General features: G+C 70.1%; 9 protein-coding genes, 2 pseudogenes and 1 riboswitch. Of the genes and pseudogenes, 5 read left to right on the top strand and 6 right to left on the bottom strand.

Going from position 1 to position 15,610, the window contains the following annotated elements:
• A complete protein-coding gene (locus ACWCO3_RS03320) occupies positions 1-1,131 on the bottom strand; it encodes a hypothetical protein (RefSeq protein ID WP_450008261.1) in 1,131 nt (376 codons plus the stop codon).
• A gap of 103 nt (positions 1,132-1,234) precedes the next feature.
• Here ACWCO3_RS03320 and ACWCO3_RS03315 point away from each other — a divergent pair, with 103 nt between their 5' ends.
• Positions 1,235-1,840, top strand: coding sequence for a class I SAM-dependent methyltransferase (locus tag ACWCO3_RS03315; protein WP_357929654.1), 606 nt, complete (start codon positions 1,235-1,237; stop codon positions 1,838-1,840).
• Positions 1,841-1,881: 41 nt separating this feature from the next.
• Positions 1,882-3,561, top strand: coding sequence for an ABC-F family ATP-binding cassette domain-containing protein (locus tag ACWCO3_RS03310; RefSeq protein WP_145778907.1), 1,680 nt, complete (start codon positions 1,882-1,884; stop codon positions 3,559-3,561).
• A gap of 38 nt (positions 3,562-3,599) precedes the next feature.
• Here ACWCO3_RS03310 and ACWCO3_RS03305 read toward each other — a convergent pair whose 3' ends face one another.
• The 3 genes and pseudogenes from ACWCO3_RS03305 to ACWCO3_RS03295 all read right to left on the bottom strand — a co-directional run.
• Complete coding sequence (locus tag ACWCO3_RS03305) at positions 3,600-4,166, bottom strand: tetratricopeptide repeat protein (protein ID WP_450008269.1); 567 nt, start codon at positions 4,164-4,166, stop codon at positions 3,600-3,602.
• A gap of 6 nt (positions 4,167-4,172) precedes the next feature.
• Positions 4,173-4,316: pseudogene (locus ACWCO3_RS03300) on the bottom strand (hypothetical protein); the annotation flags it as partial.
• Between the two features lie 670 nt (positions 4,317-4,986).
• Positions 4,987-6,333 (bottom strand): annotated as a pseudogene (locus ACWCO3_RS03295) (BTAD domain-containing putative transcriptional regulator); the annotation flags it as partial.
• 235 nt (positions 6,334-6,568) lie between these two features.
• Here ACWCO3_RS03295 and ACWCO3_RS03290 point away from each other — a divergent pair.
• Together ACWCO3_RS03290 and ACWCO3_RS03285 are read left to right on the top strand one after the other, a co-directional pair.
• Positions 6,569-7,141: a peptidoglycan-binding domain-containing protein gene (locus ACWCO3_RS03290; protein WP_450008258.1), complete on the top strand. Its 573-nt coding sequence runs from the start codon at positions 6,569-6,571 to the stop codon at positions 7,139-7,141.
• A 178-nt stretch (positions 7,142-7,319) separates the two neighbouring features.
• A complete protein-coding gene (locus tag ACWCO3_RS03285) occupies positions 7,320-8,282 on the top strand; it encodes an aldo/keto reductase (protein WP_208744927.1) in 963 nt (320 codons plus the stop codon).
• 172 nt (positions 8,283-8,454) lie between these two features.
• Here the strand turns inward: ACWCO3_RS03285 and ACWCO3_RS03280 are convergent, their stop codons facing one another.
• Positions 8,455-8,997, bottom strand: a complete 543-nt coding sequence (locus ACWCO3_RS03280) for a hypothetical protein (RefSeq protein WP_450008255.1) — start codon at positions 8,995-8,997, stop codon at positions 8,455-8,457.
• Positions 8,998-9,068: 71 nt separating this feature from the next.
• Positions 9,069-14,900, bottom strand: a complete 5,832-nt coding sequence (locus ACWCO3_RS03275) for a ThuA domain-containing protein (protein WP_450008253.1) — start codon at positions 14,898-14,900, stop codon at positions 9,069-9,071.
• Between the two features lie 300 nt (positions 14,901-15,200).
• A riboswitch (TPP riboswitch) is annotated at positions 15,201-15,310 on the top strand.
• On the opposite strand from ACWCO3_RS03275, the gene ACWCO3_RS03270 reads away from it, so the two are divergent.
• A partial coding sequence (locus ACWCO3_RS03270) for a thiamine phosphate synthase (RefSeq protein WP_450008251.1) occupies positions 15,305-15,610 on the top strand: 306 nt, incomplete at its 3' end. It overlaps the preceding riboswitch by 6 nt.

Here is a 15,610-nt window from a genome sequence, read left to right as displayed (position 1 = left end):
TCAGTCACCCGGCAGGTCGTCGTCCCCGGTGCTGCCGCCCTGAGTGCCGTTGGTCTCCGTCGGTGCTGCCGTCGGCTGTGCGGCGGTGCCACCGTCGGCGCGTTGTTGCAGCACTCCACGGCTGAGGTGCAGCTCGATCATGTCGAACAGGATCTCGCCGACCTTGGCGTCACCCGCCTTGATTGCCGTACCGTCCTCGCGGACCACCAGGGCGTACGCCAGGTAGTGCCCGCGTACCTGCCAGCCGACCCGTGCCGGGGCGCTGGTCAGCACGCCGGTGCCGTCGCCTTCGGTGCCGGTGAGCCCGCGGAACCGTCCCTGCCGCTCGTCGAGCAGCTGTCGAACCCGGTCCCGGGCCCGTTCGGCGCTGACCTTGTCGGTGAGGTTGAACAGGCCGGCGGTGACCAGGTGGTTGCCGTCGGGAGTGCGCAGGGTCGCCCGGACGACCTGGTTGCAGCCGAGTCGGACCAGCAGGTCGGCGACCTCGCCGGTGGCGGCGACGGCGCAACTGCCGCTGGACTGGGTCTTGACGACCTGGTAGGTCGACTGGCCGTCGCCGAGCTTCACCTCCTTGCCGGGGAAGAGTTCCTTGGCGGTGAGCGGGGCCTGGTCGGTGTCCCGGGAGTCCAGGGTCAGCCGCTCCGCCGGAGCGGACGGCGGTGCGGCGTTCGGTTGGAGCGTCGGGGTGGACTGCGGTTGCGGTTGGCGTTCGGTGAGCAGCGCGGCGGCACCCAGGCCGCAGAGGGCGAGCAGTACGAGGACGGCTGCCCCGCCGATCAGTACCTGCCACAGTCGGCCGCCGCCGCGCCGGGCTGGCGCCTCCATCGGCGTCGCGGAGGTGTAGACCTGGCCCAGGGGCTCGGCGGGCGGGATCTCGGCACGGGTCGGCGGCGGTGGCGACGACGGCAGCTGTGGCGACGACGGCAGCTGCGGGGATGACGGCAGCGAGGACGACCGCTGCGTGGATGACGGCAGCGAGAGCTGATTCGGCCGAGGCAGCGACGGCGTGGGGAAGCGTGACGGAGATGGCCCGGCCGGCGGGGGCGGACCGGCGCCGAGCACCGACAGATCGGACCCGGGCTCCGGGTACTCCTCGAAAGCGTCCTCATCGGACTCGTACCGATACACCATGTGGCCCAGAGTAAGAGCCATTGTCCCTTTTGGTGATAATTTCGGAGAATTGTGCGCGCAGGCCGCGTCATGGCCCGCCCAGGCCGGTGCGAGAATTGCCGACGTGACCGGCGACCACTACTTCACTGCTCAACCCGCCAGCGACGCCCCGGCGCGCGAGGTCGAGTTCTCCGTCGTCGACCGCGACTACCGGCTCGCCTCTGCCGGCGGGGTCTTCTCCGCGACCCGGCTCGACCCGGGGACCGCCGTGCTCCTGCGCAAGGCCGAGCTGCCCGCCGCCGACACCAGCGGTGACCTGCTCGACCTGGGCTGCGGATTCGGACCGATCAGCTGCGTCCTGGCCGACTTCGCGCCGAACAGCACCGTCTGGGCGGTCGACGTCAACGCCCGCGCCCGTGAACTGACCGCCGCCAACGCCGTCCGCGTCGGTGCCGGTGACCGGGTCCGGGTCAGCGCGCCGGACGACGTGCCGGTGGACATCCAGTTCGCCGAGATCTGGTCCAACCCTCCCATCCGAATCGGAAAGGACGGGCTGCACGAGCTGCTGCTGCGTTGGCTGCCGCGGCTCGCGCCGGACGGCGTCGGCTGGCTGGTCGTCGCCCGGCACCTCGGCGGTGACTCGTTGCAACGCTGGCTCACCGAGCAAAACTGGCAGGTGGAGCGGCACGCCAGCCAGAAAGGCTTCCGGGTGCTACGAGTCACCCGGTAATTGGATGTCCCCTCTGGCCCTCACTGGGGCAGGATCCCCGCGTGGGATACGTGGACGTGGCAGGAGTCGGGCACATTCTGCCGGACGGTCGGGAACTCTTCGCCGACGTGTCGTTCCGGGTCGGGGAGGGCGCCAAGATCGCCCTCGTCGGGCCGAACGGCGCGGGGAAGACGACGCTGCTGAGGATGGTTGCCGGCGACCTGCCGGTGCGTACCGGCGTCGTCGCACGCGCCGGTGGGCTGGGCGTGATGCGTCAGTTCATCGGCATGATCGGCGACGAGTCGACGCTCGCCGACCTGGCGTTGTCGCTGGCCCCGCCCGCACTGCGCGACGCCGGCCGCCGGCTGGGCGAGACCGAGACCGCCATGCGGGCGGCCGAGGCCCGCGGCAAGTTCAGCAACACCGCGGGCAAGGCCCAGTTGGCGTACGCGGACGCGCTCGGCGCCTGGGGCGAGGCCGGCGGGTACGACGCCGAGGTGCTCTTCGACACCGTCGCGACGATCGTGCTGGGCCAACAGTGGGACGCGGTTCGGGACCGGCCGGTGCGCACCCTGTCCGGGGGTCAGCAGAAGCGCTTCGCCCTGGAGTTGCTGCTGCGCGGCCCGGACGAGGTGCTGTTGCTGGACGAGCCGGACAACTTCCTCGACGTGCCCGGCAAGCGCTGGCTGGAGGCACGACTGCGCGAGTCGACCAAGTCCGTGCTCTACGTCTCGCACGACCGTGAGCTGCTGGCCCAGAGTGCCGACCGGGTGGTCGCCGTCGAAGGTGGCAGCGCCTGGGTGCACCCGGGCGGCTTCGCCAGCTGGCACGACGCCCGCGTCGCCCGGCACGCCCGCCTCGACGAGCTGCGGCGGCGCTGGGACGAGGAACACCAGAAGCTGCGCGAGCTGATGCTGATGTACAAGCAGAAGGCCGCGTACAACGACGGGTTGGCCTCGCGCTACCAGGCCGCGCAGACCCGGTTGCGCAAGTTCGAGGAGGCCGGGCCGCCGCCCGTACCCCCGAAGGACCAGGACATCCGGATGCGGCTGTCCGGCGGGCGGACCGGCAAACGTGCTGTCGTCTGCGAGCAGCTTGAGCTCGACGGCCTGACGTTCCCCTTCGACCTGGAGATCTGGTACGGCGACCGGGTGGCGGTGCTCGGTGCCAACGGCAGCGGCAAGTCGCACTTCCTGCGGTTGCTGGCCCGGGGCGGCACTGACCCCGACCCGGCGAACGGGCCGGTCGACGGCGCGGGAGCGCTTGCCCCGGTGGTGCACGACGGTGTGGCCCGGCTCGGTGCCCGGGTCCGCCCCGGGCACTTCTCGCAGACCCACGACCGCCCGGAGCTGATGTCGAAGACCCTTGTCGAGATCCTCTGGCGGGGCGACGAGCACCGCACCGGGATGGACCGGCACGCCGCAATGGGGGTGCTGAGTCGGTACGAGTTGGCCGCGCAGGGCGACCAGCGCTTCGGGACGCTCTCCGGCGGGCAGCAGGCCCGTTTCCTGGTGCTGCTGCTGGAGCTGTCCGGGGCGACCCTGCTGCTGCTCGACGAACCCACCGACAACCTCGACCTGGCCAGCGCGGAAGCCCTCGAAGCGGGCCTGAACGCCTTCGAGGGGACGGTGATCGCGGTGACCCACGACCGATGGTTCACCCGCTCCTTCGACCGGTTCGTGCTGTTCCGGGGCGACAACGAGGTGGTGGAGACCCCGGAACCGGTCTGGGACGTCGGCTGATCCCCGCCGCCGGGCGACTCAGGCTCTGGCACCGACTACTACGGAACCAGGCGTTCGAGGCGGCGGCGGGCCTGCGCGGCGGCGGGGTCGCCCACGTCCTCGTAGATCCGCACGGCCTGGCGCCAGGCGAAGGCGGCAGCGGTCAGGTCGCCCATCCCTTCCCGGGTGTCCCCGAGTCGGATGAGGGTCTCTGCCTCGTGGTAGCGGTCGGCGGAGTCGCGAAAAAGTTGGATCGCCTGCTCGTAGCAGTCGGCCGCGCGGTCGCGTTCACCGAGGTTGTCGTAGGCGAAGCCAAGGCTGTCGAGCGTCGCGGCCTGGCCGTTGCGGTCGTCGCTCTGTCGTTGCTGGTGGAGTGCTTCGGTGCAGCTCTCGATGGCCTGGGCGTAGTCGCCGGTGGTGGCCAGCAGCCAACCGATCGCGTTGAGTGTCCGAGCTTCACCCGAGCGGTTACCGGCCAGCCGGTAGAGCCGTAGCGCCTCGCGACCGTGTGCGAGGGCCTCGTCGAAACGGCCGTCCAGATAGCAGAGTTCGCAGTAGTTGTGCAGCGTTTGCGCCTGACCAGTCGGATCGCCGAGGCGTTCGTGCAGCTCGAGTGCGCGCTTCAACCGGTGCTCGGCGGCATCGCGGTCGCCGAGTCGGGTCAGTGCACGGGAGAGCAGCCGGTTGGCGGCAGCCTGACCGGCGAGGTCGTCGATCTTCTCTGCGGCGGTCAGCGCGACCTGCTGGATGTCGAGCTGGTCCTGCCACAGGGCCACGCGGTGCAACGAAGGTGTTCAACGCCCAGGCGACCTGCCAGGCGTACGCTTCGAACCCGTTCTGGGCGGCCTGCCGAACGACCCGAATCAGCACCCGGTGCTCAGCTGTGAACCAGGCGAGCGCGCCGCCGTGATCGGTCACCGAATGCCTGGCGGGTACGGGCAGCGGCGGCACCGGCTCGATCGGGGGCCACTGCGGCTGGAGCAGTAGCGCGGCCGGATAGGCGGCGTGCAGGTAGTGGTCGTACAGGCGCTGTCGGGCGGCGGCCCGTTCTTCGGCGCGCTCCGACGACTCAGCGAGCTCGGCCGCGTAGGCGCGTAGAAGATCGTGGAAGGCGTAGCGGCCAGGCGTGTGCTCGGCCAGCAGATTGAGCCGGGTCAACTCCCGCAGTCGCGGCGTGACGGCTGCGGTAGGAATGCCCGCGAGTGCCGCGGCCGCGGCGGCGGTCAGATCCGGGCCCGGATGCAGCCCCAGCAGAGTGAACAATCGGGCCGCTTCCTGCCCCAGGGCCAGGTACGACCAGGAGAAGACGCGCCGCACGTCGCCGTCGGCCAACACGTCGAGCCGTGTCTCGGTGGAGTGCAACTCGGCGGCGATGGCGCCGAGCGGGAACGTGGGATGGGTGGCGACGCGCGCCGCCACTATCGCCAGCGCCAGCGGAAGCCGGCCAGCGGCCTCGACGATGTCGGCCACCGCGGCCGGCTCGGAGGAAAGGCGGCCGGCCCCGAGCCGGCCGGCGAGCAGGCTCGTCGACTCCTCCGCCGTGAGCACGCCCAGTGTCAACGGCACCGCGCACTCGGCGGCGATCAGACCACCGAGCCGGTCACGGCTGGTGACCACGACCATGCAGCCGCCGGAACCGGGCAACAGGGCGCGAACCTGGGCGGAGTCGCGGGCGTTGTCGAGCACCACGAGCATCCGGCGGGAGGCCAGCAGGCTGCGGTAGAGACCAGTCCGGGCCTCCATGCCGGCGGGTATCCGGGCGTGGGGCACGCCGAGCGCTTCGAGGAATTCGGACAGGGCGTCGAGCGGGGACACCACTCCGGCCTCGTCGTAACCCCGGAGGTTGACGTAGAGCTGGCCGTCGGGGAAGCGGCCGGCGACCCGGTGCGCCCAGTGCAGCGCCAGGGCGGTCTTGCCAACGCCGGCCATGCCAGACACCGCGGAGATGACCACGGTGCTCGACCTCTGTGAATCGCCGTCCAGTAGCGCGTCGAGGTTGGCCAGCTCGGTGCTGCGGCCGACGAACTCCGGTACCGCTCGTGGCAACTGTTCGGGGCGCAGGATGTGCGGCCCCGGCACCGGCCTGTCCGACCCCGATGGCGGTTGCGCTGCCAATTCCGGTCGGTGATGCAGGATGTCGTCATACACCTTGACGAGTTCCGGTGCGGGATCGAGGCCGGTCTCCTCCGCCAGCGCCTGCCGAGCTTGCTGGAAGGCGTCCAAGGCGCCGGCCACGTCTCCGATGCGGTACAGGCCCACCATCAGCTGGCCCCAGGCCCGCTGCCGCAGCGGGTGCAGGTCGAGCAGGGCCCGCAGTCGGCGCACCACGTCGGCCGGTGCGCCGAGCGCCAGCACCGCCTCGGCGTAGTCCTCCTCGACGAGCAGCCGGCGCTCCTCGAACTGCGCCACCCGCCTGGCGAGAGCCGAACGCAGGGGCAGGTCCGACAGTGGCGCCCCACGCCACAGGCCCAGCGCGGCGGAGAGTTCGGCCTCGGCACGCTCTGCGTCGGAGGTGACGAGAGCGTCGCGCCCCCGAGCCGCCGCGGCGTCGAAGAGGTCCAGGTCCCGCTCGTCGGGGCCCACCCGGAGCACGTATCCGCCCGCCACAGCGGTTATCCCGTCCCAGGACGCCCCGTCGCCCAGCGACTGCCGCAACCCGCGCAGGTAGGTGCGCAGGTTCGCAGCGGCCGACGCCGGCTCTTCGTCGCCCCACAGCATCGAGGTCAACTCGTTGGTGCCGACGACCTCATTGGGACGCAGCAACAGAGTGGCCAACAGGAGACGCTGCTTCACCGAGCCCAGCGGAACCGGCCGGCCTTCGCGGTACACCCGGAACGGACCAAGGATGTCGAAACGCAACCAGGCACCTCACAGGTGGGCGTTGCAATCCGGAGGCGCGCCGCACCCGGGATGACGGGGTGGGCGGGTGACCTGTACGCCAGTTGTGCGGCGAATGTACCGGCCCCACTTTACCTTTCAACCGTCCCATCGCCCATCCGAAGTAGACACCACCCAGGCAAGGAGATGCATGTCTTCGTTCCACTCCGTCCGCCGCGTACTCCGTAGGGCTGCGGTGCCCGCAGTCGGCGCGGCATTGGTCATCGGCATCAACGTCACAGTCGCCACGCCGGCCGCGGCCAGCGGCTCCTACACCGGCCGGGCGTACGTCCACGGCACCGGTGGGGTATCTGACGACTTCGATGACGAGGGCGTCGTCAACGTCAGCACGCACCGCAGCTCGAACGTCACCTGCCTGTGGCAGACCATCCTCTGGGCAAATGGCTACCTGCCCTCGTCCGGGATCGATGGGGTCTTCGGCGACCAGACCGATGCCGCGACGAGGAACTTCCAGCGCGACAAGAGCCTCGGCGCGGACGGCTCAGCTGGCCGCAACAGCTGGACGAAGGCCGGCGACAAGCTCGTGCAGGACGACGACCAGAACGGGTGGCGGTACGTGGTGTATCACGGGGCAAGGGGTTCCCGCAGCCCGTACAGCGCGCACCAGTTCGTCCTGCAGCGGTCGCCCGACGGAAACTACAGGTTCTACCCGCCTCAGGGCGGCGGCCCCTACTGGGCCACCTACAACAGCCGTTCCTGCTGATCTCTAGGTATTGCCAGGGGCCGCTGGGCGTTGATCGTCTCGGCGGCCCCTGGGGGGGGCCGGTCCGTCGGCCATGGCTCCGCTGAGCTCACCGACACCATCGGTGCCGCCCGTGAGCTGGTCACCGAGGTAGTCGGTTGAGCTGCCTCCGGGGTGGGGCGCGTCCAGCCGGCATAGGGTGGATCTCGTGACTGAGATGACCTATCGCCGGCTGGGCGACTCCGGGCTCGTGGTTTCCGTGGTCGGCATCGGCTGCAACAACTTCGGCCGCAAGCTGGACCTCGACGGCACTCGTGCGGTGGTGGACGCGGCCCTGGACGCCGGGATCAACCTGTTCGACACCGCCGACATCTACGGCGAACCGCAGGGCGGCTCCGAGGAGCTGCTCGGGCAGGCGCTCAAGGGCCGCCGGGACGACGTGGTGGTGGCCACCAAGTTCGGCATGGACATGAACGGCCTCAACGGGCCGGACTACGGGGCACGCGGTGCGCGCCGCTACATCGCCCGCGCGGTGGAGGCGTCGCTGCGCCGGCTCGGCACCGACCACATCGACCTGTACCAGATGCACGAGCCCGACCCGGGCACCCCGATCGACGAGACCCTCGCCGCCCTGGACGACCTGGTGCGCGACGGCAAGGTGCGCTACCTGGGCAACTCCAACTTCGCCGGGTGGCAGATCGCCGACGCGGACTGGGTCGCCTCGTCCAACGGCCGGGCCCGCTTCATCAGCGCTCAGAATCACTACAGCCTGGTGGAGCGGTCCGTGGAGGCCGAGGTGATCCCGGCGTGTGAGCGGTTCGGTCTCGGCATGCTGCCGTTCTTCCCGCTCGCCAACGGTCTGCTCACCGGCAAGTACAAGCGCAGTGAGCAGCCCCCAACCGGCAGCCGGCTCTCCGGCGGCGGCCGGTACGCGGAGCGGCTCGCCGCGGCCGACTGGGACACCATCGAGGCGATCGAGGCGTACGCGGCCGAGCGGGGTCTGAGCATGCTCCAGGTGGCGATCGGTGGGTTGGCCGCCCAGCCGGCGGTGACCTCGGTGATCGCCGGTGCCACCACGCCGGAGCAGGTCCTCGCCAACGCCGCCGCCGGCACCTGGGAGCCCAGCGACGAGGACCTGGCAGCGCTGCGCGCCATCCTCTGAGCGCGGTGCCGTGCCGGTTCCGTTGCTCGACGGCGCGTGCCGCGCTTGATCCACTCGCGTTCCTTGAAGTCGGGGTGACCTGTTGCGCGGGACACCCCGACTTCAGGGAAGCCGAGACGGAACAGGGCCGGGCCGCTGTCGCGGCCCGGCCCTGTCGTCTATTGCCGATGGGTCAGGTGGTGGTGCGGCGGCGGCCGAACAGCATGGCCACCCCCATCGCCAGGGCGACGACGACCAGGCCGGCCGCCGCGTACGGCCACCAGCCCGCACCGCCCGCGCCGTCAGCCGTTTTGGTCACCGCGACCGGCTCTGGCGGGGGCGGAGACTGCGCGGCACGGGCCTGCACCGTTGCGGAGGCCTCACCCGCCAGCGGAGCGGGGGAGTTCACCTTGACCTTCCAGGTGCCGGCGGTGAGCACCGGACCGCTGCTGTAGAAGCCCTGGCCCTCGGGCTGCGGCTCCAACTGCACCGGCCCGACCTTCTGCCCGTCCGGGCCGGTGGCGGTGAGGACCAGTCGCACCACCCGGTCCAGCCGACGCCCGTCGGGGTAGGTGGCCTGGATGGTGACCCCCTCGGCGCCGTCGCCGGCCACCACGAGTTTGAGCTTGTCAGCCTGAGCGGCCTGAGCGGCCTGAGCGGCCGCCGGGGCAGCGGCGAACACTGTCAGAGCCAGTCCGACGAACACGGCGGCCAACGCCTTGCGGATACCCGTCACGGACATCTCCTCACTACTGATGAGGGAGGCCCCTCCCCGACGCCGGAGCGTCGGAGAGGGGCCTCGTCGGATCAGAGCTGGCGACCGGGTGCGAGCCGGGTGGCATCGCCACCGAGCCGTCCGGTGCCCTTGACCGATTCGCCGTCGTTCGCCTTGACCCCGGCCTTGCTGGCCGCGCCGCCGAGCCGGACGATCATGGCATCGGCGTCCCGGATCAGGACATCCCGGACCTCCGCCTCGCCCACCAGAGCGGTGTCGGAGGCGAGTGTCCGGAACGCGGTCAGCTGCCGCACCGCCGCCTTGTCGTCGCCGGCCGCCTCGGACTTGCGGACGGCGTCGAGCTTGTTGGTCAGCTGCTTGTGCGCCTTGGTCGAGAGCCGACCCGTCGCCTTGAACCGGTCCAGCAGACCCTGCATGTCCCGGAACGAGGTGGTGACGAAGAACCGGACCGTCGAGGTGGTCTCGTTGCCCGCCTTGTCGGTCGCGGTCACGGTCAGCTCGTGCAGGCCGAGCGAGAGCTCGTACATGGCCTGCAGGGTGCCGCTGGCGTACGCCTGGCCGTCCAACGTGCCGACCACTGTCGCGATGCCCGAGGTCGGGTCGACAGCCTGCCAGGACACCCTGACGTCCTGGCTGTCACCGTAGAGCTGGCCGTCGGCGATACCGGAGACCAGCAGCGTCGGCTTGGTGCCGTCGATCTTCAAGACCGCCGACTTGAGCGTCTCGGCGTTGCCTGCCTTGTCGGTCGAGCGGTACAGCAGCTCGTGCTGCCCGTCACCGGTCACCTCGACCGGCGCCGTGTACGGCGTCCACGCGCCACCGTCCAGCGACCACTCCACCGTCTTGACACCCGAACCGGCGTCGGTGGAGGCCAGCACGACCGGGATCGTGCCGTTGTGCCAGCCGGCGTCGTTCGCCGGAGCGAACGTCGCAGTGGTCACCGGCGCAGTGGCGTCGATCTTGGCAGAGACGGTCTTGGTCGCCTCCACGTTGCCGGCCTTGTCGGTCGAGCGGAACCGCAGCTCGTGCTCGCCGTCACCGGTGACCTCCACCGGGGCGGTGTACGCCGTCCAGGTGGTGGCCCCGTCCAGCTGGTACTCGGTGCTGGCGAGCCCGCTACCGCCGGCCTCGTCGGCGGCGGTGAGGGTCACCGTCACCGGCCCGGTGTACCACCCCTCGGTCGGGGTGCCGGACACGGCGGCCGTGGTCACCGGCGCGGTCTCGTCGGCCACCTTCGTGCTCAACCGGAAGTAGTCGAACGCGGCGGTCTTCGAGGCCGTCTGGTTGGCGCCGAGGGTGAACAACCCGACCTTCGGGGTGGCACCCACAGCGGTGTTGGTCAGCGCCTCCAACGCGGTCCAGGTCGTCCCGTCAGCCGAGTACGACGCGGTGAACGTGTCACCGGTGCGGGCCAACCGGAGGTGCCACACGGCACTGGTCAGGCTGGTCACCTCCGGCTGCGGGTTCTGGACCGCCCCGCCGATCTCGCTGCGGAACTCGATCCGCCGCGTCACCGTCTGGCCGGCCTGGTTGTCCGCGATGAAGTCGAACTTCAGGTAGTTGTCGTCGTCGGCCTGCACGAGCAGACCGGCCTGCTGGTACTGCTCGTTCAGCAGACTGCCGTCGACCTTCGTCTCCAGGGTCCAGTCGCCCGACGGCGCGGTCTGGAGGATGAAGTTCTTCGGCCCGGTGTTGTCGGTGCCGTAGATGTCACCGTTGGGCACGTCGATGCGCAGCGCGCCACCGGTGACCCGGTAACCGGTCGGGTCCTCCCGAAGGATCGCGTCCCACCGGCACTTGTCCAGCGTGTCACCGTTGAACTCGTCGGACGGGTCGACCGGGCCGGCCGGGGCGTCCGGCGTGACCTGGAACGAATCGAACGCCGCGTTGACGACCGGTGCCTCGGTGCCGCCGTTGAGGGCGAAGACCCCGATGCGCGGGTTGGTGATGCCGGCGAGCGCGGCCGAACGGCCGACCGGAGTGAAGGTCTGCCCGTCGCCCGAGACGGCCGCGGTCAGGTTCGTCCCGTCGCTGGTGACCCGCAGGTACACGGTGTCACCGGCAGGTGCGTTGGTGGCGTCGGCGGCCTCGTTGCGAGGCGTGCCGGCCGTCTCCCGGATGAACTCCACCCGACGGCTGCCGTTGTACAGCAGGTCCACCTTGGCGTAGTTGTCGTCGTCGCCGTACACCAGCAGACCTGCCTGCTGGTAGTTGGCCGTCACCGGGAGCGTGACCTTGGTGGTCATCTCCCAGGCGCCGGTCGGCGCCGCCTGGAGCACCAGGTTCGTGGCGTCGTTGCGAGCGCCGTAGAGGTCACCCACAGCAGTGGGCAGCTGGAGCGCGCCGCCACTGAGCGAGTAGAGCTGGTTCTCCCGGATGACGCTGGTCCAGCGCTCCTTGTCGAGGCTGTTGCCGTTGAAGTCGTCCGAACGCGCCCCGAAGCAGGACGTGTCCGGAGCGTCCACCCGCACCGGCACCGTGGCGTACGCCTTGGCGCCCTTGCTGTCGGTCACCGTGAGGGTGGCCGTGAAGGTGCCCGGGGTGGCGTAGGTGTGGCTGGCGTCCAGAGTGGTCGCCGTGCCTCCGTCGCCAAAGTCCCAGGCGTACGTCAACGGGGTGTCGCCCTCGGCGTCGGTGGCCGTGCCGTCGAAGGCGACGGTGACCGGTGCGGTGCCGGTGGCCGGGGTGGCCGTGGCGCTGACCACCGGCGGCGCGTTCTCGGTGACACCGCGACCGACGAAGTCCATCCAGTTGACGTTGAACAGCGAACCGGAGCCGCCGTTCGGGTCACGGGCCAGGAAGTACAGCGAGCCGCTCGCGGCACCGGTGACCGGCGCGCTCACGTCCGTGTACGTCTGCCACCCGCCGGTAGCCGGCACGGTGGCCGTGGCGACCACCGGTCCGTCGACAGCACCCGCGCGGACCTCGATCCGACCACCTGCGGCGGCCGAGGCAGCCCGGAAGCGGATCTCGGTGATGTTGGTCAGGTCCGCCGGAGCGACCGACCACCAGTCACCGTCCTCGATGAAGCCGATGTTCTGGCCACCGCCGGCGGTGTCCGCCCCGGTCTCCCGCTGCACGCCGGCGTCGCCGCCGCCGGTGCTCACCGGAGCGCGCCCGGTGGCGGTGAAGTACTCGGCCTGCTTCTGCTTCGGCTGCAGGACCTCGATCTGCCGGCCGGTGAGGGCACCGGACCCGCCGGCACCACCCTCGTCGGTGTAGGTGGCCTCGAAGACCGCGAAGACGTTCGCCTCGGCGCCGTGCCCGGAGGCGAGCGACGTCTGGACGGTGCCGGTGCAGCCGGTGTGCTGCTCCAGCGGGTGGGCGTGCTCGTCGTGACCGAGCAGCACCTGGAGCTGCACCTTGTCACAGTCGATCTGCCCGTCCTCGGGGTCAGTCACCTTGATCGAGTAGCGGACCTGGTCGCCCCAGTTGAAGAAGCCGCCGTCCGGTGGGAACTCGATGGAGACCGTCGGAGCGGTGTTGCCCACGGTCACCGGCACGTTGGCCACCGCGGTCCGACCCTTGGGGTTGGTGACGGTGAGCTGGGCGGTGTAGTTGCCTGCCGTGGCGTAGGTGTGCGTCGGGTTGGCCTCGGTCGAGGTCTGCCCGTCGCCGAACGTCCAGGCGTAGGTGAGCGCCCCACCGTCCGGGTCCCGGGAGCCGGCGCTGGAGAACGTGACGGTCAACGGCGCCGGACCCGAGGTCGGGTTGGCGGACGCCGCCGCGATCGGCGCACGGTCACCGGCGGTGTAGTCGATCCGGTAGACGCCGGAGTTGTCGTTGTTGCCACCGAAGCCGCTGCCCCACTCGATCAGGTACAGCGCGCCGTCCGGGCCGAACTCGAAGTCCATCGGCCGGATCATGCTCATGCCGGTGAGCAGCTGGTTGATGTCCACAAGCGACTTACCGTCGGGGGTCACCTGCATGGTGTACATCTTGTTCTGGTTCCACTCGCCGAGCAGAGCCTTACCGTCGTAGTACGCCGGCCACTTCCGGTTGGAGTTGAGGTCGGCGTCGTAGCGGTAGACCGGGCCACCCATCGGGGCGCCACCGCCGCCGATCTCCGGGTAGCGCGCGTCACCGGCGTACCCGTAGTCGACGGTTGCCGGGACGACCGGCGGGAGGTTGGTCAGGCCGGTGTTGTTGGGCGAGTTGTTGACCGGTGCGGCGCAGTCGAACTTCGGGCCGCTCGGACCGGACGGGAACGTGTAGTCGTTGTACGCCTCGTTCGTGCCCGTGCAGTACGGCCAGCCGTAGTTGCCCGGGGTGACGATGTTCCACTCGACCAGACCACGCGGGCCCCGGTTCGGGTTGTCCGAGTTGGCGTCCGGTCCGTAGTCCGCCACGTACAACGTGTTGGTCTTCGGGTCGGTGCCGATCCGGAACGGGTTGCGGAAGCCCATCGCGTAGATCTCGGGACGGGTCTTCTCGGTGCCCGGCGCGAAGAGGTTGCCCGACGGAACGGTGTACGTTCCGTCGTCCTCCGGGTGGATCCGGATCACCTTGCCGCGCAGGTCGTTGGTGTTGGCGGAGGTGCGCTGCGCGTCGTAGTCCTGGCGGCCCGACCGCTCGTCGATCGGCGAGTACGAGTTCGACTCGAACGGGTTGGTGTTGTCACCGGTGGCCAGGTAGAGGTTGCCGTCGCCGTCGAAGGCCATGCTGCCGCCGGCGTGGCAGCAGGTGTTGCGCTGGGTGTCGACCCGTAGCACCTGCTTCTCGCTGGCCAGGTTGATGGTGTCGCCGGTCACCGTGAAGCGGGACAGCAGGTTGCGGGTGACCCCGTCGTTCGGGGCGTAGTAGAGGTACACCCAGTTGTTGGTGGCGAAGTCCGGGTCGAGCCGGATGCCGATGAGACCGTCCTCGTTACCGGTGAAGACGTCCAGGTCGACGGCGGTGACCGTGTTGCCGGTGTCCGGCTTCACGATCTGCACGCGACCGTCGCGCTCGATGTAGAAGACCCGCCCGTCGGGGGCGATGTCCAGCTCCATCGGGTTGCTGGTGTTGCTGTCCAGCGTGACCTTCTCGAAGTTCGAGGTCTTCGAGGCGCCGCAGTCGGCGTTCTCGACGCCGGCCGCGGTCCGGATGCCGCCGAGCAGGTGGGAGAGGAACTGGGGCTCGGCGTACGACTCCCGGGTGTGCCCCAGGCCCGTGTACCAGGACCGGCCACCGTCGTAGTCCTGACACCAGGCGACCGGGTGGTCCGCACCCATCGCGCCGGCGCCGGGGGTGTAGCTCTTCTCGTCCAGGCTGGCCAGCACGTGCACGTCCGGCCGAGGGTTGGTCTGGTAGTTGTACCACTCGTCGAACCGGGACCAGCGGTCCGGAAGACCGGCCGTGGACGGGTGGGCGTGATCCTCCACCTTGACCGTTGCCGTCTGGTTCTGCGGGTGGTTGGCGAAGTACGCGCCGACCAGGTCGCCGTACCAGGCCCAGCTGTACTCGGTGTCCGACGCGGCGTGGATGCCGACGTAGCCGCCGCCGGCCTTCACGTAGCGCTCGAACGCCGCCTGCTGCTCGGCGTTGAGCACGTCACCGGTGGTGGAGAGCCAGATCACCGCCTTGTACTTCGCCAGGTTGGCGTCGTTGAATGCGGCACCGTCCTCGGAGTTGTCAACGGTGAATCCGTTGGCGGCGCCGAGTTGCTGGATGGCGGCGATGCCGGTGGGGATGGAGTCGTGCCGGAAGCCGGCGGTCTTGGAGAAGATCAAGACGGAGAAGGGATCGGCCGCTGCCTTTGGTGCCTTGGGCACCACCTGGCTGACCGGGGCGGCGGCTGGCGCCTCCCGTGGGGGGACCTGGGCGGCTGCCTGGGCAGGCGTGCCGAACAGGGTGGTCGAGGCCATGGCCAGGGAGATCAGGGTTGCGGTGATGGGTACGCGGGCACGACGAGAACGGGACACGCCGCCTCCTGTGTCGTAGTGACAGAGCTCGCGGGAGTCGGCTCGCCGAACGCCCTCCCTCATGGAGCCGGTGGTGACGCCGTGCCAGGGTGCCCCACCGACATTTTGTCGAATCGCTGAACAAATTAATTCGGCTGGTTCGATGTCGGGCAAGATGCAGACGGGTAACGGTTCTGCAACGGCGGGCGACATTCCGAACAGGACCGTATGAAGTGCCCCATCGATCTCGCTCGTCGCGGCCGGGCCGGACGCCGTCGACGCCGCCTTGGCAGACCGGCGGAACTGTCGTACGGTGACACGCAAGTAACCCACGGGAGCCCGGTGTACCGGGCTGAGAGGGGGGCTGACAGCCCCCGACCGTCGAACCTGATCCGGGTAATGCCGGCGCAGGGAGGAGTGTTGCCGTGCCGTCCCTGGGGCGACTGCATCTGATCACCGACACCCGACCCGGGCGTGACCCGCTCACCGTGGTCCGGGCCGCCCTCACGGCGGCCCGTGCCGACCTGGTGGTGCAGGTCCGGGTCGAGGATTCCGCCACCGACCGCGAGGCGTACGACCTGGCCCGGCGGGTGCTGGCGCTCTGCGCGTCGTACGAGGCGACCTGCCTGGTCAACGACCGGTTGCACGTGGCGCTCGCGGTCGGTGCCGCCGGCGGGCACGTCGGCGCCGACGACCTGCCGGTCGCCGCCGCCCGCCGGGTGCTCGGCCCC

It is taken from the genome of Micromonospora sp. NPDC002411, from assembly GCF_053592955.1.
This window is presented reverse-complemented; position numbering and strand designations above follow the sequence as displayed.